Annotated in this window: 21 protein-coding genes and 1 riboswitch; of the genes, 8 read left to right on the top strand and 13 right to left on the bottom strand. The window is 62.4% G+C overall.

The features are described from left to right. Positions 1-47 precede the first annotated feature (47 nt). From phaeop14_RS12080 to paaZ, 6 genes are all read right to left on the bottom strand, one after another. The gene (locus phaeop14_RS12080; RefSeq protein ID WP_040175398.1) at positions 48-1,139 is read right to left on the bottom strand and encodes a FecCD family ABC transporter permease; all 1,092 of its coding nucleotides are present in this window, start codon (positions 1,137-1,139) and stop codon (positions 48-50) included. Position 1,140: 1 nt separating this feature from the next. Beyond that, positions 1,141-2,121, bottom strand: a complete 981-nt coding sequence (locus phaeop14_RS12075) for an ABC transporter substrate-binding protein (protein ID WP_096789671.1) — start codon at positions 2,119-2,121, stop codon at positions 1,141-1,143. Between the two features lie 14 nt (positions 2,122-2,135). Further along, complete coding sequence (locus tag phaeop14_RS12070) at positions 2,136-2,921, bottom strand: ABC transporter ATP-binding protein (protein ID WP_096789670.1); 786 nt, start codon at positions 2,919-2,921, stop codon at positions 2,136-2,138. Next, a complete protein-coding gene (locus phaeop14_RS12065) occupies positions 2,918-3,343 on the bottom strand; it encodes a DUF1636 family protein (protein WP_096789669.1) in 426 nt (141 codons plus the stop codon). The genes phaeop14_RS12070 and phaeop14_RS12065 overlap by 4 nt, the downstream gene beginning before the upstream one ends. Before the next feature lie 106 nt (positions 3,344-3,449). Beyond that, a riboswitch (cobalamin riboswitch) is annotated at positions 3,450-3,663 on the bottom strand. 68 nt (positions 3,664-3,731) lie between these two features. Beyond that, complete coding sequence (locus phaeop14_RS12060; RefSeq protein WP_096789668.1) at positions 3,732-4,556, bottom strand: PaaX family transcriptional regulator C-terminal domain-containing protein; 825 nt, start codon at positions 4,554-4,556, stop codon at positions 3,732-3,734. Positions 4,557-4,622: 66 nt separating this feature from the next. Beyond that, positions 4,623-6,653 carry a phenylacetic acid degradation bifunctional protein PaaZ gene (gene paaZ, locus phaeop14_RS12055; RefSeq protein ID WP_096789667.1) on the bottom strand — a complete coding sequence of 677 codons (2,031 nt, stop codon included), beginning with the start codon at positions 6,651-6,653 and terminating at the stop codon, positions 4,623-4,625. Between the two features lie 126 nt (positions 6,654-6,779). Between paaZ and paaG the strand changes: the two genes are divergently transcribed. The 4 genes from paaG to phaeop14_RS12035 are packed head-to-tail and all read left to right on the top strand — an operon-like array spanning position 6,780 to position 9,922. After that, on the top strand, positions 6,780-7,565 hold the full coding sequence (gene paaG / locus phaeop14_RS12050) for a 2-(1,2-epoxy-1,2-dihydrophenyl)acetyl-CoA isomerase PaaG (protein ID WP_096790304.1): 786 nt from the start codon (positions 6,780-6,782) through the stop codon (positions 7,563-7,565). A 2-nt stretch (positions 7,566-7,567) separates the two neighbouring features. Then, positions 7,568-7,993, top strand: a complete 426-nt coding sequence (paaI, locus tag phaeop14_RS12045; RefSeq protein WP_096789666.1) for a hydroxyphenylacetyl-CoA thioesterase PaaI — start codon at positions 7,568-7,570, stop codon at positions 7,991-7,993. Positions 7,994-8,008: 15 nt separating this feature from the next. Then, entirely contained in the window at positions 8,009-9,319 is a 1,311-nt protein-coding gene (gene paaK, locus phaeop14_RS12040) for a phenylacetate--CoA ligase PaaK (RefSeq protein WP_096789665.1), read from the top strand. A gap of 6 nt (positions 9,320-9,325) precedes the next feature. Next, positions 9,326-9,922 carry a TetR/AcrR family transcriptional regulator gene (locus phaeop14_RS12035; RefSeq protein ID WP_040175387.1) on the top strand — a complete coding sequence of 199 codons (597 nt, stop codon included), beginning with the start codon at positions 9,326-9,328 and terminating at the stop codon, positions 9,920-9,922. Positions 9,923-10,094: 172 nt separating this feature from the next. Here the strand turns inward: phaeop14_RS12035 and phaeop14_RS12030 are convergent, their stop codons facing one another. After that, positions 10,095-10,301, bottom strand: coding sequence for a cold-shock protein (locus tag phaeop14_RS12030; protein WP_014875579.1), 207 nt, complete (start codon positions 10,299-10,301; stop codon positions 10,095-10,097). Positions 10,302-10,355: 54 nt separating this feature from the next. Beyond that, positions 10,356-11,384: a tryptophan--tRNA ligase gene (trpS, locus tag phaeop14_RS12025; RefSeq protein WP_096789664.1), complete on the bottom strand. Its 1,029-nt coding sequence runs from the start codon at positions 11,382-11,384 to the stop codon at positions 10,356-10,358. A 128-nt stretch (positions 11,385-11,512) separates the two neighbouring features. Between trpS and phaeop14_RS12020 the strand changes: the two genes are divergently transcribed. Continuing rightward, positions 11,513-12,199 carry a rhomboid family intramembrane serine protease gene (locus phaeop14_RS12020; protein ID WP_040175384.1) on the top strand — a complete coding sequence of 229 codons (687 nt, stop codon included), beginning with the start codon at positions 11,513-11,515 and terminating at the stop codon, positions 12,197-12,199. Positions 12,200-12,241: 42 nt separating this feature from the next. Here the strand turns inward: phaeop14_RS12020 and murJ are convergent, their stop codons facing one another. Genes murJ through phaeop14_RS12005 form a run of 3 tightly spaced genes read right to left on the bottom strand, consistent with a single transcriptional unit; the run spans position 12,242 to position 17,755 of the window. Then, the gene (murJ, locus tag phaeop14_RS12015) at positions 12,242-13,798 is read right to left on the bottom strand and encodes a murein biosynthesis integral membrane protein MurJ (protein ID WP_096789663.1); all 1,557 of its coding nucleotides are present in this window, start codon (positions 13,796-13,798) and stop codon (positions 12,242-12,244) included. Further along, positions 13,795-16,623 carry a [protein-PII] uridylyltransferase gene (locus tag phaeop14_RS12010; RefSeq protein ID WP_193438251.1) on the bottom strand — a complete coding sequence of 943 codons (2,829 nt, stop codon included), beginning with the start codon at positions 16,621-16,623 and terminating at the stop codon, positions 13,795-13,797. The genes murJ and phaeop14_RS12010 overlap by 4 nt, the downstream gene beginning before the upstream one ends. Continuing rightward, positions 16,583-17,755, bottom strand: a complete 1,173-nt coding sequence (locus phaeop14_RS12005) for a penicillin-binding protein activator (protein WP_096789661.1) — start codon at positions 17,753-17,755, stop codon at positions 16,583-16,585. The genes phaeop14_RS12010 and phaeop14_RS12005 overlap by 41 nt, the downstream gene beginning before the upstream one ends. An 84-nt stretch (positions 17,756-17,839) precedes the next feature. Between phaeop14_RS12005 and rsmI the strand changes: the two genes are divergently transcribed. From rsmI to gshB, 3 genes are all read left to right on the top strand, one after another. Beyond that, positions 17,840-18,700, top strand: a complete 861-nt coding sequence (gene rsmI, locus phaeop14_RS12000; RefSeq protein WP_040179668.1) for a 16S rRNA (cytidine(1402)-2'-O)-methyltransferase — start codon at positions 17,840-17,842, stop codon at positions 18,698-18,700. A gap of 2 nt (positions 18,701-18,702) precedes the next feature. Next, a complete protein-coding gene (locus tag phaeop14_RS11995) occupies positions 18,703-19,107 on the top strand; it encodes a YraN family protein (protein WP_040179670.1) in 405 nt (134 codons plus the stop codon). A gap of 98 nt (positions 19,108-19,205) precedes the next feature. Next, positions 19,206-20,138, top strand: coding sequence for a glutathione synthase (gene gshB, locus phaeop14_RS11990; RefSeq protein WP_040173373.1), 933 nt, complete (start codon positions 19,206-19,208; stop codon positions 20,136-20,138). A gap of 22 nt (positions 20,139-20,160) precedes the next feature. Here the strand turns inward: gshB and phaeop14_RS11985 are convergent, their stop codons facing one another. Next, the gene (locus phaeop14_RS11985; protein WP_096789660.1) at positions 20,161-21,663 is read right to left on the bottom strand and encodes a YifB family Mg chelatase-like AAA ATPase; all 1,503 of its coding nucleotides are present in this window, start codon (positions 21,661-21,663) and stop codon (positions 20,161-20,163) included. A 120-nt stretch (positions 21,664-21,783) separates the two neighbouring features. Continuing rightward, positions 21,784-22,467, bottom strand: a complete 684-nt coding sequence (locus tag phaeop14_RS11980) for a glutathione S-transferase (protein ID WP_096789659.1) — start codon at positions 22,465-22,467, stop codon at positions 21,784-21,786. Positions 22,468-22,489: the final 22 nt, after the last annotated feature.

The following is a 22,489-nucleotide window of genomic DNA, read 5'->3' as shown; positions in this document are numbered from 1 at the left end:
GGCCCCCGATGCGCCGGGGGCCTTGGCTGTCTGTTGTCGCAGCAGACCTAGCGTCGCCGCAGCAGCCAGATGAAGAACACACCGCCCACCAGTCCAGTGACCAGTCCAATCGGCATATCCTCCGGCGCCATCAGGGTGCGGGCGGCAATATCGGCGGCGACCAGAAACAACCCGCCAAACAGTGCGGACACCGGCAGCACCCGGCGGTGATCTCCGCCGACGATCAGCCGGGCCACATGCGGAACGATCAATCCGACAAAGCCAATCATGCCGGAGAATGCGACCATCACCCCGGTGATCAGCGCGCCGACGCAGAAAGTCATCAGGCGAAACCGCGCCACCGGGATGCCCAGCGTCGTGGCTGTCTCGTCCCCGACTGTCATTGCATTCAGATCGCCAGAGCGGGACCAGAGCCAGCCGCCGCAGAGCACAAGCACCACCAGAGGATAGGCCAAATGGCTCCACTGGGCGAGGCCAAGCCCTCCCAGCATCCAGAAGACCACGGTATGGGTTGCGCGCGGATCTCCTAGGAAAATCAGCACATTGGCCCCTGCCATAACGACAAAGGACACCGCCACACCCACCAACACCAGCCGGTCTGCGGTGGTCGCCTCGGCAAAGCGGGAAACAGCCAGCACCAGCGCCGTGGCCGCAAGGGCGCCGACAAACGCCAGCAGGGGCACCGTCAGCAATCCCAGAAACAAACCGGTATGCAGCAGCGCCAGAATCGCACCAAAGGCGCCGCCGGCCGAGATGCCCAGCAGATGCGGATCGGCCAGCGGGTTGCGGGTCACCGCCTGCAGGCTGGCCCCCACCATGGCAAGCCCGGCGCCGACCATCATCGCCAGCAGGGCGCGGGGAAACCGGATGTCCCAGACAATTGCCGCCTGTCCCTTGCTCCAGCTCACATCAAATACACCGTCTGCCGCAAGTGCTGATCCGTGGGTCAGCTTGTGGGCGACGATACCCCAGACGGAGGTCAGCGGAATGCCAACCGCGCCCACAGAAACGGCAATCGATAGGGTCAGGGCCGTCAGAACGGCCCCACCCAGAATCCAGGCCAGCCGCCCGCGCAGGCGCCGCCGGGCGCGCGCGCTGAGGCGCGGCTCAGATGCGGGATGTGCGTGGGCGGTAGGCATATCAGTTGCTTACCGCATCCGTGCGCGCCGCGTCAAAGCTGGTCGCCAACGTCTTGATCGCGCGGATGTTGCGCGGACCTGGTGTGGCTTCGACATACTCAAGGGTCACAAAACGGTCGTTCTTCACCGCGTCGATTTCTGCAAAGGCCGGGTTGCTCCGCATGAAAGCGCGCTTCTCTTCAGCCGTGACCGACCCGTAATTCACGATCACGATCACCTCGGGATTGCGCTCCACCACGGCCTCCCACGTCACGGTGGCCCAGCTTTTCTCCAGATCATCCATGATGTTGCTGCCGCCGGCCGCCTCGATCAGCGCGGTGGGCATGGCGTATTTGCCTGCGGTGAACGGCGTGTCCTCGCCGCTGTCATAGACAAAGACGCGCAGCGGGTCGCTGGCCTCGGCACGATCCTTGGCAAAGGCTGCCAACTCGTCCTTGTACCCCGCAACCAATGCCTTGGCGGTGTCTTCGACGGCAAAGATCCGGCCGAGGTTCAGCAGGTCATTATACATGTCATCCATGCTGACCTTGGCCTTCTCGCCGATGTGAATGCAGCTTTCGGTCAGTTCATAGACCTTGATGTCAAAGGGCGCGAGGGTCTCCGGCGTGACTTCACCGCCGACCTTCATGCCGTAGTTCCAGCCGGCAAAGAAGAAATCGGCATCGGCGCCGATCAGCACCTCCTTTGAGGGGTATTTCGCCGACAGCTCCGGCAATTCCGCCACGCCTGCGCGCATCACCGGATCCAATGTCTTCCAGCCGGAAATCCCGGTGTAGCCCACCATCCGGTCGGCCAGCCCCAGCGCCAGCATCATCTCGGTCAGGTTAACGTCATTGGAGATGGCACGCTGCGGCGGGGCATCAAATGTCACGCTGCGGTTACAGCTCTCTACCGTGGTCTCTGCCTGCGCCATGGGGGCGAGGGAGGCAGCCATAACACCGGCGGCGAGCAGCTGCGTCACTGTGGAAAAACGGGCAGTCATAGTCAGGGGTATCCTTATGAAACAGGGAGGTGAAAGGTCAGGTGATCCTGCCCGGAGGGGGTCAGGGTTTCGCGTTTGGCAGCGACGTTGAAGACCCGGCTAACGGTGTCCTCGCTCAGCACGTCCTGCGGCGCACCAAAGGCCAGCTGGCGGCCCTCGGACATCAACAGGATTTCGTCACAGGCGCCGGCTGCGATGTTCAGATCATGCAGGCTGGTGACAATGGTCACATCCAGATCCCGGATCAGGTCCAGCACATCCAGCTGATGGCGGATATCCAGATGGTTGGTCGGCTCATCCAGCACCAGAAGTGCGGGTTCCTGCGCCAGTGCCCGCGCCACCATGACCCGCTGACGTTCGCCACCCGAGAGGGTGCCAAAGGCCCGGTCAGCCATGCTGTATAGGTCGAGACGATCCAGCATCCCCTCAATGATCGCCGCATCGCGCGCGCCCGGCGTTGCAAACCCGGAGCGATAGGGCGCCCGTCCCAGGGCAACGATCTCCGCCACGGTCAGGGCAAAATCGGTGGGTTGTTCCTGCAGCACGGCAGCAACGCGCTGCGCGGCAGCTTTTGGGGGCAAGGCCCAGATATCACTGTCACCAACCTCAACCGTGCCGCTGCGCGGCTGGTTGAAGCGGTAGATCACCCGCAGCAGGCTGGATTTTCCGGCACCATTGGGGCCAACCACACCCAGCACACGGCCCGCATCCAGATGAAAGCTGACCGGATGCAGGATCAGCGGTGCCGTACGGCCCGGCCCCCAGCTGACGTCTGTCACAGTGAGCGCGGCTGCGGTCATTCGGCAGGCTCCATCGGCGCGGTTGTTTTTGCCATGTCGGCTTTTGTCGGGGCGGCGGGGAACAGGGCCGGGATGCGCGACAGGGTGGAGCGGCGCAGTTTTCCGGGGCGGTCAACCGAACTGCACCAACCGTCCGCGAGCACCTTGTAGAGATCGGCAAAATGCAGAATGTCCGCCAGATCGTCCTGAAGGTTAAGATCGCCAAACACATAGCTGGCCTTGCCCTCGGCCTGAAATCCGACAGTGCAGGGATGGCTGCATCCGGCCATACAGGCCACGCCCGCCACCTCCACCACGGTATCGCCGCGCCGGTCAAGTTCGATGCGCAAGGCGTCAATCAATTGCGGCCCCGGACGGGTGCCGGGGTCTGTCCCTTTGCAGGATGTACACACCAGAATGCGGTGCCGTGCTGTCCCGTCCATAGCGCCCTCCGCGCAATCCGGTCAGGGGACAAAGGGGGAAGGGGACCAGCCACGCCAAAGCGTCGTGCCGCATCACCCTGCCCGCCGGAACACCCCGTCCGGTTCAATAGGTTTCCTGTGGATGGCAGGTCTCCTGACTTGCGGGTTGCTGCGGGCCTCGGCCTTCCCGGCCCAAAGGCCAGTGGTCTATCGAGGTCGCTCACCGCTCACAGTTGCGGGGGCAGTCGTGGATTTGGCGCCTTTTGGCTACACCACACCACGTTCCCTTTTCATCCCGTGACCGCTTTGGGGCCGTGGGAACCATCTGCGACTTTGGGTAGATTTCTCGCCAAGGTTTGTAAAGAAAAATCATCACCGCTGCACCGTCGGGCGCAAGCGGGGCTGTCTTTCAGGGGGCGTCGGCCGCGATCAGCTCACCATTTGGGCTGAGCCGGGGGCGCGGCAGGTGCCGCAACAGCGATGCGACACGCTGTCGGCAGTGTTCTCCGGCCCAGTCCTTGGGATGAAAGCGGGGCGGCAAATCCGGATGCCGCAATACCACACGGCGCCAGCGATGCACGATCAGGGTGCGCAGCGTGGCGATCTGTGCCGGGTCAAGGGCATTTGCATCCGCATCAAGCTCCGGCGGTTTGACGCCGCATAAGGTGCTGTCGAGCCGGGCACAGGCCAGTTTCAGATCTTCTGGAAACAACCGCTGGCGCAGCCAGTCAGGCACCGCCAGATCCGGTTGATCGATCACCAGAAATCGGTCCCTTTCCCGTGGCAGGGGGCCATGGCCCAGCACGGTAGAGCGGTTGACCGCGACGTAATTTGGCTGCTGCAACAGCGCATCCAGCGCGCCGCCTTGCCCGTCCTGTGCAATCAGCAGATGCCAGTCATCGGGGGTGGGTGTCGCCGGAGCATAGATGCGCGGGGTGACAGCAGCGGACTGGCTGCGGCCCATCGGGGTCAGGAAATGCACCGACGCGCGGCCTGAGCGCGTGCTGTCGATCCAGCCGTCCTTGCGCAGCCGGTGCAAGGCAACGCGGATTGCCTCAGGCTTGATCCCCATCGGAGTGATGATCCGGGTGAGGGCGCTGCCGCCAATCTGGTCCCCGTCCCGCTGCGCCAGATCGCCAAAAAGCGAGACGATAATCGACCAGACCCGCTGGTTCTGCGGATCGCTCAGGGCAGCTACGGTGGTGTCGAACCAAGAGATCTGTGCGTCGGTCATATATAATAGATAAGTCGCCCAGCCCGGATAGGCCAGACCGGACGACCGTCTGATGACAGGGGCCGATCAGAACGCGTTCATGGTCAGCAGGTCATATTCGGCGGCAATTTCATCATCCTGATTGGTCAGGGTGACATGCCAGCGCACCTCGCCGTATTCCTCGTTACGAGGGGTCTTCTTCTTGACGGTCAGGCGCACCTTGATGCTGTCGCCCGCGGAAACAGGCTTCATGAACCGCAGATTGTCGAGCCCGGTATTTGCCAGCACTGGCCCCTCATCTGGTTGTACAAACAGCCCGGCGGCAAAACTGATCAACAGATATCCATGGGCCACACGACCGGGGAAGAACGGGTTCCGCGCGGCAGCTTCGTCATCCATATGGGCATAGAAGGTATCGCCGGTGAAATGGGCAAAGGTCTCGATGTCCTCCAGCGTGATCTGGCGCGCAGCGCTGTGCAGGGTTTCTCCCAACTGCAGATCACCGAATTTGCGGGTAAAGGGATGCACCTTGGCGGCGATCTCTGTGCCACCCGGCACCCATTGTTCGCCAATCGCTGACAAGATGTCGGGGGAGCCCTGAATGGCGGTGCGCTGCATGTAATGTTTGACACCGCGCACGCCGCCCAGTTCCTCGCCGCCGCCAGCACGACCTGGCCCGCCATGCACCATATGGGGCAAGGGGGAGCCATGGCCCGTCGATTCCTTCATCGAGTCGCGGTTGTTGAAGTAAAGCCGCCCGTGATAGGCGCCCGCCCCCAGCGCGACCTCGCGGGCCACCTCTGTATCATGGGTGATGACGGAGGCCACCAGTGACCCTTCGCCGCGATTGGCCAGTGTGATGGCGTGGCCCAGTTCGCGGTAGCCCATGATGGTTGAGACCGGGCCGAAGGCTTCGGTGTCATGGACGCGCTGTGCCGTGTCCGGATCAGCGCAGTGGAACAGCATCGGCGGCACAAAGGCGCCTTTCTCAGCATCGACGCCCACAACCTCAAATCCGTCAGGATCGCCATAAACGCGGGTCGCCTCCTGGCCGATGATCGCGGCCTTTTCCAGCACGTCACGCTTCTGGCCGCTGGAAACCAGCGCCCCCATGCGGGTTCCCTCAAGACGCGGATCGCCGATTTGCGTCTTTGCCAGCCGCGCTGACAGGGCGTCGATCACCGCCTCCACCTGGGCCTCCGGCGCGATGATCCGGCGGATTGCGGTACATTTCTGACCCGCCTTGGTGGTCATCTCGCGGCAGACCTCCTTGACGAATAAATCAAATTCTGGCGTTCCCGGCTGCGCGTCGGGGCCAAGAATAGACGCGTTGAGGCTGTCCTGTTCGGCCACAAACCGCACGGAGTTTTCCAGGATCACCGGGTTGGCACGCAGCTTCAGCGCGGTATCGGCGGAGCCGGTGAAACTGACCACATCCTGCATGCCAAGATGGTCGAGCATGTCGCCAAGGCCACCGGACACCAGTTGCAGCGCGCCCTCGGGTAGAATGCCGGACTCCAGCATCAACCGCACCGCCAGTTCGGTGACATAGCAGGTGGCGGTGGCTGGTTTCACAATGGCCGGAACACCGGCAAGCAGGGTCGGAGCCAGTTTTTCCAACATCCCCCAGACCGGGAAGTTGAAGGCGTTGATATGCACCGCAACCCCTTGCAATGGCGTGCAGATATGCTGGCCAAGGAAGGTGCCATTGCGTGACAGCTGCTCAACATCACCGTCCAGATAGACATGGGCATCCGGCATCTCGCGTCGTCCCTTGGAGGCGAAAACGAACATGGTGCCGATGCCGCCGTCAATATCGATCATATGGTCGGCCTGCGTGGCGCCAGTATCGAATGACAGATCATAAAGCGCTTGTTTGTGCTGGTTCAGATGCCCCGCCAGCGCCTTCAGCATCCGGGCGCGGTCATGGAAGGTCAGTTTGCGCAAAGAGGGGCCGCCCACCGTGCGGGCATAATCCAGCATCCCCTGCACATCCAGCGCGTCATTGCCCGCCTGCGCAAGCGGCGCACCTGTGATTGCACTGGCAATGTTGCGCGCGCCTGCACCCGGTTCAATCCACTGGCCAGCGGCAAAACTGGAAACATCAAGAAGGCTCATGGGCGGGTTCCTTTGCGTCTGGACCGGGGGCTGCACGGTCTGAATATGAGAAGTCGCAAATATATTGACCAACCGGTCGGTTTATGCAAGGTCTTTGTCAACAACTGCACGAAGGGAGGCGCGGCAATGTCTGAAACGCTGTTGGTGGAGGACCACGGGACATGGGTGGAAATCACCCTGAACCGTCCGGACCGGTTGAACAGTTTCACCGAGGAGATGCACCACGCCCTGCGCGCAGCCCTTGAGGCGGCCCGTGATGGCGGTGCCCGTGCGGTGCTGCTGACCGGGGCCGGACGCGGCTTTTGCGCCGGGCAGGATCTGGGCGACCGCGATCCGCGCAAGATGGACGGACCGCCTGATCTGGGCCACACCGTCCGCACCTTCTATGCGCCGCTGGTGAACCTTATTCGCTCGCTCAACTTTCCGGTCATTTGTGCCGTGAACGGCGTCGCCGCCGGGGCAGGGGCCAATCTGGCGCTGGCTTGCGATGTGGTCCTCGCGGCGGAGAGCGCCAAGTTCATCCAGTCGTTTTCCAAGGTCGGCCTGATCCCGGACACCGGCGGCAGCTGGCATCTGCCGCGGCTGCTGGGCGAGGCCCGCGCCAAGGGGCTGGCACTGACTGCCGAACCTCTGCCTGCCAAGACAGCCGAAGACTGGGGTCTGATCTGGAAGGCGCTGCCGGAGGCCGATTTGATGACCGAGGCCCGCGCCATGGCCGAGAAATTCGCAAACGGCCCGACCTTGGGGCTGGGCCTCACCAAGCAGACCATCCAATCGGCGGCGGTCAACACGCTGTCCGATCAGCTGGAGATCGAGGCTGACGCAATGAAGACCTGCGGTGAAAGCGCGGATTATGCCGAAGGTGTCGCGAGCTTCCTCGAAAAGCGCGCGCCGGTCTTCAAGGGAGAATGAGGATGACCCCGAAAGAGCGCGCCGAAAAATCCGCCGCCGCCATGTGGGCGGATGACCATGCCTCCAAATGGGCGGGGATGGAGATCACCCATGTGGACGAGGGCGAGGCCACGCTGGAGCTGACCGTTGCCCAGCACCACTGCAACGGCCATGGCATCTGCCATGGCGGGGTGACGTTCATGCTGGCCGACAGTGCCTTTGCCTTTGCCTGCAACAGCCGCAATCAATCGACCGTGGCGCAGCATAATGTGATTAGCTTCACCGCGCCAGGTCGGCTGGGTGATCGGTTGATTGCCACGGCGCGCGAAATTTCCCTGACCGGGCGAAGCGGTATCTATGACGTGACAGTGACCAATCACGACGGCCAGCAGATCGCTGAGTTCCGGGGTTTTTCCCGGGCGGTCAAAGGCCAGTTGTTCGACGAATAAGATGTGGAGGATGCCATGGAAGACCTGAGCCCTCAAAAGGGTGAATTGGACCCGATCGAGATCGCCTCGATTGACGAAATCCGCGCCCTGCAGCTGGAGCGGCTGAAATGGTCGCTGCGCCATGCCTATGACAATGTGCCGATGTACACGCAGCGCTTTGATGAGGCGGGGGTGCATCCCGATGACCTGCAACAGCTCTCCGATCTGTCGAAGTTCCCATTTACCTATAAAAATGACCTGCGGGACAACTACCCCTTTGGCCTGTTTGCTGTTCCACGCAGTGAGATCATGCGCCTGCATGCGTCCTCCGGCACCACAGGCAAGCCGACCGTGGTGGGTTACACCGCCAATGACATCAGCAATTGGGCCGATCTGGTGGCACGCAGCCTGCGCGCCTCCGGCCTGCGCAAGGGCGATATGGTGCATAACGCCTATGGCTACGGGTTGTTCACCGGCGGTCTTGGCGCGCATTACGGGATCGAACGGCTGGGCGCCACTGTCGTTCCGATGTCGGGTGGCCAAACCGAGAAGCAGGTGGGCCTGATCACTGATTTCAAACCCGACGGCATCATGGTGACGCCCTCCTACATGCTCAACATTCTGGAGCAGTACCACAAGGTCGGCATGGACCCGCGCGACTGCTCGCTGAAGGTGGGCATCTTTGGCGCTGAACCCTGGACCGATGCGATGCGTCGCGAGGTTGAAGAGGCCTTCAATATGCACGCGGTTGATATCTACGGCCTGTCCGAGATCATGGGGCCGGGTGTCGCCAATGAATGTGTTGAGACCAAAGACGGCCCGGTGATCTGGGAGGACCACTTCCTGCCCGAAATCATCGACCCGCAGACCGGCGAGGTGCTGCCGGATGGAGAGCTGGGCGAGCTGGTCTTTACCACCCTCACCAAAGAAGGCCTGCCAATGGTGCGTTACCGCACCCGCGACCTGACCCGACTGCTGCCGGGTACCGCGCGTTCCATGCGGCGGATGGAGAAGATCACCGGCCGCAGCGATGACATGATCATCCTGCGCGGCGTCAACGTCTTCCCCAGCCAGGTCGAGGAGCAGCTGCTGGCGACCGGTGGCCTGGCGCCGTATTACCAGATCGAACTCTACAAATCGGGCCGCATGGATGCGATGCGGGTGTTTGTGGAGGCGACTCCGGACGCCACAGATGAGCTGAGCAAGACCGCAGCGGCGCGCATGCTGACCAAGCGGATCAAAGATATAGTTGGCGTCTCGACCGAAATCATCGTCGGCGAGCCGGGATCGGTGGAGCGCAGCCACGGCAAGGCCAAGCGCGTTGTCGACAACCGCAGCAAGGAGTAACACGGCTTGGCCCGCACCATTGCAAAAGACCACGACGAGAAACGCGCCCAGATCCTGAAATCTGCGGCCAAAGTCTTTGCCGAGCAGGGATTTGACCGCGCGTCGATGACCCAGCTGGCGCGGGAATGCGGGATCTCCAAGGCCAATATCTACCACTATTATGATAGCAAGGATGCCGTATTGTTCGGCGTCCTTGATACCTATCTGAGCGATCTGCGCGATCGGGTCTGCGGTGTGGACGTCAGCGCGCTTTCCCCTGATCAGCGGCTACGCCGCATCGTCTCGGAAATCCTGCTGGCCTATCAGGGGGCCGACCACGAGCATCAGGTGCAGATCAGCGCCATGGGAGCCCTGCCGGAAGAGCAGCAGAAACTGCTGCGCGCCTATCAGCGTGAATTGGTGCACCTTGTCAGTGACGCGCTTGCCGGGGTCGCGGCCGAGGGCGTCGCCAAGGATCCGGCGAAGCTGCGCGCCGCCACGATGTCGGTCTTCGGGATGCTGAACTGGTATTACATGTGGAATTCGGGCGCCGGATCTGAGGCGCGTGAAGATTACGCGCAGATGGTGGCGGATCTGACCATGAACGGTATCCGATCGCTGTAGCTGGCTGACCGGGTCAGTCCGGTGGTGGCGCTCTCCAGCGCCGATAAAATAATTTGCCCCAGACATGCAAAAGGCCGCCTGAAACGGGCGGCCTTAGGGTGATTCTATCCACAGATTTCCGTGGTCAGAATGTCTTTAGATGGATGGGCGCGGAAACTCCGCGCCGCGATCCTTACAGCAGTTCCAGCGAACCTGCGGACTGCTTGCCGTCACGACCAGTTTCCAGCTCGTAGGAAACTTTTTGGTTGTCGTTCAAACCATTAAGGCCCGAGCGTTCAACCGCAGAGATGTGTACAAACACGTCCTTGCCGCCAGACTCAGGCTCGATAAAGCCGTAGCCTTTTGTTGCGTTGAACCATTTCACGGTGCCATTGGCCATCCGAATTCTCCAGTATCTATCTCCCCGCAGGGTGCGGGATCGTAAGGCCTGATATCACAGAGTGACCGGCGCCACCATGCCCACAATGTCATAAGTTTTGCGAAGGATGGGGGCTGTGATCTCTCGGGCACGCTCTGATCCGCGTGCAAGAATCTTGTCGATCTCGTCCTGATGCTGCATCAGCCGGGCCATTTCGGTGGTGATCGGGCTCATTTTTGCAACCGACAAGTCGGCCAGCATCGGTTTGAACTCCGAAAACGCCTTGCCACCCACATCCGCCAGCACCTGTTCGACCGATTGCTCGGCCATGGCGGCGTAGATGTTGACCAGATTGCGCGCCTCAGGCCGCCCGTCCAGCCCCTCAACCTCGGAGGGCAGGGCGTCAGGGTCAGTCTTGGCCTTGCGGATCTTCTTGGCGATGGTGTCGGCATCATCGGTCAGATTGATGCGGCTGGCATCAGACGCATCCGATTTCGACATCTTCTTCGATCCGTCCCGCAGCGACATCACGCGTGTGGCCGCGCCCTCAATCACCGGTTCGGTCAGCGGAAAGAAGTCGACCCCGTAGTCGTGATTGAACTTGGCCGCAATGTCGCGGGTCAGTTCCAGATGTTGCTTCTGATCTTCGCCCACAGGCACATGGGTGGCGTGGTAGACCAGAATGTCTGCCGCCATCAGCGCCGGATAAGCAAACAGTCCAAGCGAGGCGTTCTGCGCGTTCTTACCGGCCTTGTCCTTCCACTGGGTCATTCGCTGCATCCAGCCCATGCGGGCCACGCAGTTGAAGATCCACGCCAGCTGCGCGTGTTCGGGCACCTGGCTCTGGTTGATCAGGATCGACTGTTCCGGATCCAGGCCAGCGGCAATGAACCCGGCGCAAAGCTCGCGGGTGGATTTCTTCAGATCCGTCGGATCCTGCCAGACGGTGATCGCGTGCATGTCCACCATGCAATAGATGCTCTCTACGTCCTTGGCCTGCCAGTCCACGAACCGCTTCAGCGCGCCAAGATAGTTGCCAAGGTGCAGATTGCCCGATGGCTGGATGCCGGAAAACACGCGTGGCGTGAATGTGGTCTCGGTCATCAAGAAACTCCCGTCTGGAATTAGGATCCTCGCTGGCTTAACCATGGCGGGAACCATCGTCAACCGCGCGCGGATCAACCGGGCTGCGGGGCAGGGCGGCAGAGCAGGCAAGCAGGAGCAAGATCACAATGGACTACCAAAAAGAACCGTCTCCGGTGAATCCGCTGCCGCCGGTTGTGGTGGCGCTTGTGCTGATCATTATGGCGATCGAAGCCGGGTTTTCGCTTGGCGCGCGCGGGATCTTTGGCGGGCCTGAGGCGGTGGGCTGGCGGCTGGAGGCGATCCAGACCTATGCCTTCTCCTCGGAGGTGCTTTGGTGGATGTGGGACACGGGGCAATGGCCGACGGAGCATCTGATCCGCTTTGTCTCCTATCCCTTTGTGCATGTCGCCTTCACCCAGACGCTGTTTGTCTGCGTCTTCGTCCTCGCCATGGGCAAGATGGTGGGCGAGATCTTTGGCGATCTGGCCATGGTGCTGGTCTTTCTGGTCTCCGGCGTTGGCGGTGCTGTGGGCTATGCGCTGCTGACCCAGTCATCGGTGCCGCTGATCGGTGGCTTTCCCGCCGTCTACGGGCTGATCGGGGCCTTCACCTATATTCTGTGGCGGCAATTGTCGCTTGTCGGCGCCCAGCAAAGCCGTGCCTTCACGCTGATTGCCTTTCTGATGGGGATCCAGCTGCTGTTTGGCCTGTTGTTCGGCGGCACGCTTGACTGGGTCGCTGACCTTTGCGGCTTTGCCACCGGCTTTGGCCTGTCCTTCTTCCTCGCCCCGGGCGGCTGGGCCCGCATCCGCAACCGCATCCGCCGGGAGTGAGCCGTCGGTCCCTTAGTGGTGTGTTCAATCGCCTCTGTTGTCTTACCGGGTTGGGGGCTTACCTCGCCGCACAGCACGTCTCAGATCTCCCAGGCGCACCGCGCCGATGATCTGGCCAACGCCGAAATAGACGGCTGCGCCCAGCACGATCAGCCCCAACAGCGCGAGGTAGCGCCAGCTGGGCAGGTAGAACAGCCAGCCAAACTGCTGCACCAGGCCAAAGAGCGCAGCGCCCATGATGGCGGAGGCGATGAGAATGCGCAGGCTCCGGTCGTAGAACCGCTGGTCGAACCGCGCGACCTCGCCCATGCGGCGGGCGCCCAGCCACAGGCAGGCCACCATGGCCCAGCCCGCAATAGTAGCCGCGATGGCAGGGGCGATCCAGCCGACATAGGGTTTCAGACCAAAGGCCAGCACCGCATTGATCACCATCGCCACCAGCGCGTAGCGGAACGGTGACCGCGTATCCTCGCGGGCGAAAAACAGCGGTTGCAGCACCTTTTGCAGCACGAATGCCGGCAGGCCCGCGCCATAGATCGCAACTGCCAAAGCAATGGCGGCCACATCCTCCGCCCCGGTTGCGCCGCGCTCATAAAGAACGGAGACCAGCACCACAGGCACCGCCAGAAACGCGGCGGTTGAGGGCAGGGTAAGCAGCAAAGAGAACTCCCCAGCACGGGAGAATGCATCACGGGCCCCCGCATCATCGCCCGCCCGCAGGCGGCGCGACAGATCCGGCAGCAGCACAATCCCGATGGCAATCCCGACAACCCCGAGCGGCAGCTGATACAGCCGGTCCGCCACAAACAGCCAGCTCACCGCGTTTTCAATGTCAGAGGCCACCTGCTGCCCGACCACCAGATTGATCTGCGTGACCCCCATCGCCAGCGCTGCCGGCAGTGCCACCCGCACGAGGTTTTTCATCTGAGGTGTCCAGCGCGGCATGCCGGGGCGCAGGCGAATGCCAGCATGACCGGCGGCGATCCAGACCAGCGCCAGCTGCGCGACACCGGCCACCGGGATGGTCCAGACCAGCCAACTTATGACCTCGCCACCCAAAACAGCGCCTGCCACCATGGCGGCGCAGGCAAAGATATTGAGCAAGACAGGCGCCGCCGCCGCCGCCGCAAAACGGCCGGTGGCATTCAGCACACCTGAAAACAGCGCCGCCAGCGACATGAACAGGATATAGGGAAAGACGATCTGACCATAGCCCACCGCCAGATCAAACCGCGCGTCGCCAACAAAACCGCCCGCCGTGGCCCAGACCAGTGCGGGCATGAACACCATGCCAAGCCCGACCAGCAGCAGAACCGTGATGGTCAGCAGGTTGAACGCCTCCTGCGCAAAGCCCTGCGGGTCGTCACCGCTTTCCAACCGCTTGGCAAACATCGGCACAAAGGCCGCGTTAAACGCCCCCTCGGCAAAGAAGCGGCGGAACATATTGGGCAGGCGGAAGGCCGCCACAAAGGCATCCATCAAGGGACCGGGGCCGATATAGGCGGTGATCAGGATTTCGCGCAGAAACCCCAGGATGCGGCTTGCCAACGTCCAGAACCCGACGGTGAGAAAGCCTGACAGCAGTTTGATCGGCTTCATGATCCGGCCCGCTTTGCCCCTTCGGCGATGGCGCTGCGCAGCTTGGCTTCCAGCGATTTCTGCTTGGCCTCGGAGTAGTATTTCAAGCCGAACATATCCTTCACATAGAAGGCATCGACCACCTGCTCGCCATAGGTCGCGATCACCGCGTTGGCGATATAGATATTCGCCCCCGCCAGCGTGCGCGCCAAATCATAAAGCAGGCCGGGCCGGTCGCGCGTGTCCACTTCGATGATGGTGTAAATCTCAGATCCATCGTTGTCGAAGGTGATATGCGTGGGCACGTTAAACGCCCGCTCGCGCTTCTTGATCTTGTCACGTGATTTCAGCGCCTCACCCGTGATCACCTCGCCCCGCAGGGTCTTGTGGATCATCTCGCGCAGTCGCGGCAGGCGCTCCGCCTCATAGGGGTGGCCTTCGGAATCCTGGATCCAGAAGGCATCGGTCACATAGCCGTCCTTGGTCGTATAGGACCGCGCATCAACGACATTGGCCCCGACCAGTGCCAGCGCGCCGGCAATGCGAGCAAAGATGCCGGGGTGATCGGCCATGCAGAAACAGGCCCGCGTCGCATCGCGGTCTTCGTCGGGGTGCAGGCGGACAATCATGCCTCCCGGATCATCCAGATCGGTCAGCTCCCGCAGCATCTCGGCGAAATCAATATGCGCGGTCACATGCAGGCCCTGCCAATAGGGATCATAGTGTCGCGCGGTCTCCACCTTCAGCTCCGCCTTGGTCCAGTCGGGCAGGGCGGCGCGCAGGGCTTTCTTGGCCTCGGTGCCGCGATGGGCACGGTTCAGCGCCTCCATGCCGTTTTCCAGTGCCTCGCGGGTCTGGTTATAGAGCGCGCGCAGCAGCGCTGCCTTCCAGTTGTTCCAGGTGTCTGGCCCGACGCCGCGAATGTCGCAGACCGTCAGCAGCAGCAGCAGGTCCAGCCGCTTGATCGTCTTCACCGCCTTGGCGAAATCACGCACCGTGCGCGGATCGGCGATATCGCGTTTCTGCGCCATATCCGACATCAACAGATGATAGCGCACCAGCCATTCCACGGTTTCGCTGTCGCTCTTGTTGAGGCCCAGCCGGGGCGCCACCCGCCGTGCAATCTGCGCGCCAAGGATCGAATGGTCCTGCTCGCGCCCCTTGCCGATGTCATGCAGCAGCATCGCCACCAACAGCACCTTGCGGCTCAACCCTTTGCGCAGGATTTCCGAGGACAGCGGCAGCTCGTCTTCCAGCTCTCCCCGTTCAATCGCCGCGAAGTTGGCGATCACCTGAATGGTATGCTCATCCACGGTGTAGGAGTGGTACATATTGAACTGCATCATCGCCACGATCGGCTCGAACTCCGGCACAAAGGCGCTGAGCACCCCCAGTTCGTTCATCCGCCGCAGGGCGCGTTCTGGATTGCCGTGTTTCAGCAGCAGATCAAGGAAAATACGCCGCGCTTCCTTGTCATTGCGCATCTCGTCATCCACCAGATGCAGGCTGGCAGTGACGAGCCGCATGGCATCAGGGTGGATCAGCATCCCCGTGCGCAGCGCCTCTTCAAAGATCCGCAACAGGTTTAGCTTATCAGCGCAGAAGGCATCGGGATCAGCGACATCCAGACGGTTATGGACCACCACGTAACCGGGCTTCACCCTTGGGCGACGGCGGAAAATCCGTTCCAGCAGCGGCTCGCTTTTCTGGTGGGTGGCCTCCAGCTTGGTCAGGAAAATTCGGGTCACATCGCCGACTTTGGTGGCGTGGCGGAAATACTCCTGCATGAAGACCTCAACCGCCCGGCGCCCGGCGCGATCCTCATAGCCCATGCGGGCGGCGACCTCGACCTGAAGGTCAAAATTCAGCTGCTCGGTGGCGCGTTTGGTCAGCAGATGCAGATGGGCGCGTACCGCCCAGAGGAAGTTTTCAGCCTTGGCAAAGGAGTCCAGCTCTTCCGGGCTGAACAGCCCCATGGGCACCAGTTCGGCCACATCCTGCACCTGATAGAGATATTTCGCGATCCAGTAGAGCGACTGCAGATCGCGCAGGCCGCCTTTGCCTTCCTTGACGTTGGGTTCTACCACATAGCGCTCGCCCTGTTTCAGATGGCGGGCGTCGCGTTCGGCCAGTTTGGCTTCGACAAAGTCGCGGGCGTCCTTGGAAAACAGCTCCGCAGTCAGGCGCCGGTCCAGATCTGCGGCGAGCCCGGCGTCCCCATCCAGAAACCGCTGTTCCAGCATGGCAGTGCGGATGGTGAAATCCTCACCCCCCAGCCGGATGCAATCGCGGATGGTGCGGCTGGAATGGCCCACCTTCAGACGCAGATCCCACAGGATATAGAGCATCGATTCAATCGCACTCTCGGCCCAGGCGGTGATCTTGTAAGGCGTCAGAAACAGCAGATCCACGTCGGACTGCGGCGCCATCTCACCCCGGCCATAGCCTCCAACAGCAATCACCGCGATCCGTTCGCCTTGGGTGGGATTCGACAGCGGGTGCAGCAGGCTGGTGGCGGTAAAATATGCGGCGGTGACCAGCCCATCCGTGAGATAGGCGTAAGAGCGCGTCAGCGCCCGCGCCGCAAAGGGTTCCTCGGCAAAGGCTGCCGCGATGGCGGCGCGCCCGGCGAGATTGGCCTCGCGCAGGATTTTAACAACGCCAGCGCGCAGCTCCGCCGCCGAGCAATCCCGCGACAGGGCAGTGATGGCAGCGCGTACGGCAACGGCGTCAAAAATTTTGCCGGGGTCGCAGATCAGCGGCCCCAGCAAAGGTGGGAGATGGACGGTGTCCGGCAGCGCTGGATCAGAATCCGGCACCGGCGAAGCTGCTGGGAGCTGGGTCAATAACCACAACCTTCTGTTCTTGGATTGTCGCAACCGCAAGGCCGCGTTCATTGGTACCATCCGGGCGCAGGCGGAAAATGCCGCCAGTGCCCTGGAATCCATTGCCACGGGTCAGGGCCGCGCCGGTCAGCGCGTCGGATTTTCCTGCACTCACCAATGCGCCAATCGCGGCGATCCCGTCATAGGCAAGCCCACCAATGGGGTGCGGCGCGGCGCCATAGCTGGCCTGATAGCGGCTGCGGAATTGCTGCGACCGGTTGGTGTCGGGCATTGCAAACCAGCCGCCCTGCACACCCGGCAGGGCCAGCGTCTGTGCCGGGATGTCCCAGCGCGTGAGGCCGATATACTGTGTCGCGGCAGGATCCACGCCCGCCTCCGGCATCAGTTGGGTCAGCAGGGGCAGGGCGCCGGCGGTATTCGCGGTCAGGAACACCGATTGCGCACCGCTGCTGGCCACGGTTGAGCGGATTGTTGGAATGGCATTGATCACGCCCTGCTGCGACAGCTCATAGCTGACCGCCCCACTGATGCTGGAACCATTGCCTGCCGCCGCGCGCTCAATCGCCACACGACCGGCCTGACCTGCGGGATCGCTGCCGCTGACAACCACCATATTGCCCTTGCCCTGACGGGCGGCATAGCTGGTCAGACGGCGCGCTGTATTGTCAAACGTCGGGCCCAGAATGAAGACATTGCCACCGGCAATGGCGCTGTTGTTGGAAAAGGCCAGAACGTTGACATTGCGCTGTGCGGCAACCAGACCGGCAGCATTGGCGGCCTCGGCGTAGACCGGCCCCAGAATGATCCGCGCGCCATCGTTGATTGCAGTGGTCGCGGCGGTTGCAGCCTGCTGCGGCGCGCCTGCGGTGTCATAGATTCGCAGATCGATCTGCGCCCCGTTCAGATCCGCAATCGCCATCCGGGCAGCGTTCTCAAGACTTTTGGCCAGCAGCGCATCACCGGGCTGGGCCGACCCGCGCGGCACCAGCAGGGCCACGGGCACGGGCTTGGTTGTGTTGATCGACGGGCCGCCACCGGTTGGCAAGGTGTCACAGGCGGCCAGTGCCAGCGTCGAAACCACGGTTGCAGCGGCCATTGCCGCCTTGCGGGCGTGTTGAAAAACAGCAAACATAATGGACTTGAAACTCCCTTGTCCGGCGGCGTACGCCGTGTTGGTACCTGAGGGATCATAAACGACCAACAAGGCGGGTCCAGCGTGAATCACAAGATCGTCCATTTGCCATCCGGCCTCTACTTTGTTGCGACGCCCATCGGCACCGCGCGCGACATCACTTTGCGGGCGCTGGATGTGCTGGCCTCCGCCGATCTGATCGCTGCCGAGGACACCCGCTCCCTGCGCAAGCTGATGGAAATCCACGGGGTTCCGCTGAACGGGCGGCAGATTGTGGCCTATCATGATCACAGCGGTGCAGGGGCCCGCGCACGCCTGCTGACCGCGCTGGAGGCGGGGCAATCGGTGGCCTATGCCTCCGAGGCGGGTATGCCACTTATCGCCGATCCGGGCTACGATCTCAGCCGCGCCGCTGCTGAGGCCGGACATCTGGTGACCGTTGCACCGGGCGCCTCTGCGGCGCTGGCGGCGCTGACATTGGCGGGTCTGCCAACGGATGCGTTTTTCTTTGCAGGCTTTCTGCCCAATGCCAGCGGTGCCCGCCGCAAGCGGCTGGAAGAGCTGACAGCGGTGCCCGGCACGCTGGTATTCTACGAATCGCCGAAGCGGATTGCCGCCTCCCTGCGCGATATGGCGGCGGTTCTCGGGGATCGCCCTGCCGCGCTCTGCCGCGAAATCACCAAGAAATTCGAGGAGGTGCGCCGCGACAGCCTGCTGACCCTCGCCGAAGGTCTGGATCAGGCCCCCGTGAAGGGCGAAATCGTGGTGCTGGTGGATCGCGCCCGCGGTGCCAGTGTCAGCGACGGCGATCTCGACAGCGATCTGCGCGCCGCGCTGAAGGACAATTCCGTGAAAGACGCCGCCTCCATCGTGGCGGAGATGCACAATCTGCCCCGTCGGAAGATCTACCAACTGGCGCTTGATATGGCCAAGGACGAAGGCTGAGCATGGCTGGGCGGCAGGACACCCCGCCCAAGCGCGCCTCTGCCCGTGGGCTACGTGGCGCAAAATCCCATCACGCCGGACAGGCGGCGGAGGAGTTGGTGGCGCGTTTCTATGAGCGGCAGGGCTATCAGATCGCGGCACGCCGTTGGCGCGGCGGCGGCGCCGAAATCGATCTCATCCTGCGGCTTGGCGCGATGGTGGTGTTTGTCGAGGTCAAACACAGCGCCACCCGCGATCAGGCGATGGCGCGCATCAATGCCGCGCAGATGCAACGCATGATGGCCAGTGCGGCGCAGTTTCTGGCGGGGGAACCGGCGGGCCAGCTGACCGAGTCAAGGCTGGACGTGGCTGTGGTCAATGGCACCGGCAGGGTTGAGGTGCTGGAAAACGCTTATGGTCAGGGTTGATCAGTTCAGCCATTGAACCCGCCGCCAAGCTGGGCCATGTATTCGATGTGGGCGGTTTTGCCCATGTCATTTTGCCCAGGTCATGAGGGACTGACATAATGAAAATCGCCTTCCAAATGGATCCGATCACCGACGTTGACATCAACGCCGACAGCAGCTTCCGCATCGCGGAGGAGGCGCAGGCGCGCGGGCATGAGCTGTTTTTCTACAGTCCCGACCAGCTCGCCTATCAGGAAGGGCGGATCACCGCGCGCGGCCATGATATGACGGTCCAGCGCGTTGCTGGCAGCCCGGCGGAACTCGGCCCACGCCGCGAAGTGGATCTGAGCGACTTTGACGTGGTCTGGCTGCGTCAGGACCCGCCCTTTGACATGCATTACATCACCTCGACCCATCTGCTGGACCGCCTGAAAGGCCAGGCGCTGGTGGTGAATGATCCGTTCTGGGTCCGCAACTACCCGGAAAAACTGCTGGTTCTGGACTTCCCTGAATTGACGCCGCCGACCACTGTCGCCCGCGATCTGGAGACCATCAAGGCGTTCAAGGAAAAACACGGCGACATCATTCTGAAGCCGCTCTATGGCAATGGCGGGGCCGGGGTGTTCCGGCTCGACGCCAATGACCGCAACCTGACCTCGCTGCATGAGCTGTTCACCGGCTTCAGCCGCGAGCCGCTGATCGTGCAGAAATTTCTGCCCGACGTGTCCAACGGCGACAAGCGGGTGATCCTTGTCGATGGCGAACCCGTCGGGGCCATCAATCGCGTGCCAGCAGCGGGCGAGACCCGCTCCAACATGCATGTGGGTGGCCGGCCCGAAAAAATCAGCCTCAGCGACCGCGATCGTGAGATTTGTGCCGCCATCGGTCCGTTGCTGCGCGAGAAGGGCCAGATCTTTGTCGGCATTGATGTGATCGGCGACTATCTGACTGAGATCAACGTGACCTCCCCCACCGGCATTCAGGAGCTGGAGCGCTTTGACGGGGTGAATATCGCCGAAAAAATCTGGCAGGCGATCGAGGCCAAGCTTTGAGCCACGGGCGCCGAAATCCCGCCTAGGCAGCAATCCGAAAACTGATCGCTTCGGCGATATGGGGGCGGCGGACATCCGGCGCCCCATCCAGATCCGCGATGGTGCGGGCCACCCGCAATACCCGGTGATACCCGCGCGCGGTCAGGCCGAACCGGTCGGCAGCCTGTAGCAACAGCGCGCGGCTCTCGGCATCGGGGGTCGCCACATCTTCCAGCAATTGCCCCTCCGCATCGGCGTTCTGGCGCAGGCCGGGATGATCGCGGTAGCGGCTGGTCTGGATTTCACGCGCGATGGCGACCCGCATCGCCACATCTGCTGATGGTTCGCTGTCGCCCGGCATGTCCAGATCGGCAAATGCCACTGGCGGTACATCCACCCGCAGGTCAAACCGGTCCATCAATGGCCCGGAGATACGGCCGAGATAATCCGCCGAACATTGCGGCGCCCGCGCACAGGCCCGGCTGGCATCGCTCAGCGCACCGCATTTGCAGGGGTTGGCCGCTGCCACCAGCATGAAGCGGCTGGGGTAGCTGACATGGGCATTGGCGCGCGCCACATTCACTTGGCCGGTCTCCAACGGCTGGCGCAGGGTTTCCAGTACCGCGCGGCTGAACTCCGGCAGCTCATCAAGAAACAGAACCCCGTTGTGGGCCAGGCTGATCTCCCCCGGCTGCGCCCGCCGACCGCCGCCGACAATCGCCGCCATTGACGCAGTGTGATGGGGTTCGCGGTACGGGCGTTCGCGGCGAATGCCACCGTCGTCGATCAACCCGCAAAGCGACTGGATCATGGATGTCTCCAGCGCCTCAGCCGCCGTGAGGGGCGGCAGGATGGAGGACAGCCGCGCCGCCAACATGGATTTCCCCGATCCCGGTGATCCCACCATGAACAGATGATGCCGTCCGGCGGCGGCGATTTCCAATGCGCGTTTGGCCCGTTCCTGACCTTTCACATCGCGCAGATCCTTACCTATGGGGCCCTCAATGACGTCACCGGGTTCTGCCGGGGGGATCACCATCTGCCCGGTAAAATGCCGCACCACATCTGATAACCCGCTGGCGCCAATCACCGTTGCATCACTGACCCAGGCGGCCTCCGCGCCAGAGGCCTTGGGACAAAGCAGGCGCCGTCCTTCACTGGCGGCCGCCATGGCGGCAGGCAGCGCGCCCACCACGGGCACCAGACTGCCATCGAGCGACAATTCCCCCAGCGCGATGGTCTCGGAGGCGGCTTCCGGCGGCACAATCTCGATGGCGGCCAGCAGCGCCAGCGCGATGGGGAGGTCGAAATGGCTGCCCTCCTTGGGCAGATCTGCTGGCGACAGGTTGACGGTGATCCGGCGCGAGGGCAGGGCAATCGACATGGTCGCAAGGGCGGAGCGTACCCGTTCGCGCGCCTCGCTCACGGCCTTGTCGGGCAGACCCACGATGGAGAAGGCAGGCAGGCCGGCTGCGACGGCGCATTGCACCTCCACCGGGCGGGCCTCTATGCCTTGAAAGGCCACGGTATACGCGCGCGAAATCATCTCTCCCCTTTCCGCTGTGGGTGGGAAAGATGCTTTGGCAACGTGGTTTCGGAGTCGTTAATGCGCGTGCGAAACCCTTGGGGTTTTACGTATTATTTACCTTGAGGGCCGACCGGAGGCTCAGCTCAGCTGCCAGGGTTTGCGCGGCAGATCAATCGGATAGGGGTCACTGGCATAGCTCACCTCATCCATCCGGTCCCGCCAACGGCGCAACACAGGGTCAGAAAGCGTGACCCGGCAATAGGCGCGCATCGCCTCCGAAACAGGCAGATCAAAGCCAACAATGCGCGCCGCCACCGGCGCATAAAAGGCATCCGCGATGGAATAGTTGCCAAAGAGCCAGCCTTCCGCACAACCAGAGACCCTCCGCGCATGGTCGAACAGCGCCTCAATGCGCCGCAGATCCGCCAGAACCGCGTCAGAGGGTTCAAACCCCTGATAGACATGGGCCAATTGCATCGGACAGGCGCTGCGCAGCGCGCCAAAGCCGGAGGCCATCTCCGCCACCAACCAGCGGGCCGTTGCGCGCTGGCGCGGATCCTCGGGCCACATGCCAGCCTCGGGGTGGCGCTCCGCCAGCGTTTCGGCAATGGCGACGGTTTCGCCAATCACGGTCCCATCGGGGAGTTGCAGCGTGGGCAGCAGCCGCGCAGGCGCCAGCGCCGCCATCTGCGCTTTCATGGTGCCCGAAAACATCTCAATCAAGGAGACCTCATGGGGCAGGTTGAATTTTTCCAGCATCAGCCAGCCGCGCAACGACCAGCTGGAATACTTGCGATCACCGATATAAAGTTGATATGTCATGGCGCGAAGCTAGCGCGTCACA

The organism is Phaeobacter piscinae, from assembly GCF_002407245.1.
Lineage (GTDB): Bacteria > Pseudomonadota > Alphaproteobacteria > Rhodobacterales > Rhodobacteraceae > Phaeobacter > Phaeobacter piscinae.
Note: the sequence above shows the minus strand (reverse complement) of the source record. Positions and strands in the feature narration are given on the sequence as shown.

Bases quoted from the DNA above. Each gene is read 5' to 3' on its own strand.
- phaeop14_RS12060 (WP_096789668.1), bottom strand. From the start codon at position 4,556: ATGACCGACGCACAGATCTCTTGGTTCGACACCACCGTAGCTGCCCTG.
- murJ (WP_096789663.1), bottom strand. From the start codon at position 13,798: ATGAAGCCGATCAAACTGCTGTCAGGCTTTCTCACCGTCGGGTTCTGG.
- paaG (WP_096790304.1), top strand. From the start codon at position 6,780: ATGTCTGAAACGCTGTTGGTGGAGGACCACGGGACATGGGTGGAAATC.
- trpS (WP_096789664.1), bottom strand. From the start codon at position 11,384: ATGACCGAGACCACATTCACGCCACGCGTGTTTTCCGGCATCCAGCCA.
- phaeop14_RS12005 (WP_096789661.1), bottom strand. From the start codon at position 17,755: ATGTTTGCTGTTTTTCAACACGCCCGCAAGGCGGCAATGGCCGCTGCA.
- paaI (WP_096789666.1), top strand. From the start codon at position 7,568: ATGACCCCGAAAGAGCGCGCCGAAAAATCCGCCGCCGCCATGTGGGCG.
- phaeop14_RS12070 (WP_096789670.1), bottom strand. From the start codon at position 2,921: ATGACCGCAGCCGCGCTCACTGTGACAGACGTCAGCTGGGGGCCGGGC.
- phaeop14_RS12020 (WP_040175384.1), top strand. From the start codon at position 11,513: ATGGACTACCAAAAAGAACCGTCTCCGGTGAATCCGCTGCCGCCGGTT.
- phaeop14_RS12080 (WP_040175398.1), bottom strand. From the start codon at position 1,139: ATGCCTACCGCCCACGCACATCCCGCATCTGAGCCGCGCCTCAGCGCG.
- phaeop14_RS12075 (WP_096789671.1), bottom strand. From the start codon at position 2,121: ATGACTGCCCGTTTTTCCACAGTGACGCAGCTGCTCGCCGCCGGTGTT.
- phaeop14_RS11985 (WP_096789660.1), bottom strand. From the start codon at position 21,663: ATGATTTCGCGCGCGTATACCGTGGCCTTTCAAGGCATAGAGGCCCGC.
- phaeop14_RS12030 (WP_014875579.1), bottom strand. From the start codon at position 10,301: ATGGCCAATGGCACCGTGAAATGGTTCAACGCAACAAAAGGCTACGGC.
- paaZ (WP_096789667.1), bottom strand. From the start codon at position 6,653: ATGAGCCTTCTTGATGTTTCCAGTTTTGCCGCTGGCCAGTGGATTGAA.
- paaK (WP_096789665.1), top strand. From the start codon at position 8,009: ATGGAAGACCTGAGCCCTCAAAAGGGTGAATTGGACCCGATCGAGATC.
- gshB (WP_040173373.1), top strand. From the start codon at position 19,206: ATGAAAATCGCCTTCCAAATGGATCCGATCACCGACGTTGACATCAAC.
- phaeop14_RS11995 (WP_040179670.1), top strand. From the start codon at position 18,703: ATGGCTGGGCGGCAGGACACCCCGCCCAAGCGCGCCTCTGCCCGTGGG.
- phaeop14_RS12065 (WP_096789669.1), bottom strand. From the start codon at position 3,343: ATGGACGGGACAGCACGGCACCGCATTCTGGTGTGTACATCCTGCAAA.
- phaeop14_RS11980 (WP_096789659.1), bottom strand. From the start codon at position 22,467: ATGACATATCAACTTTATATCGGTGATCGCAAGTATTCCAGCTGGTCG.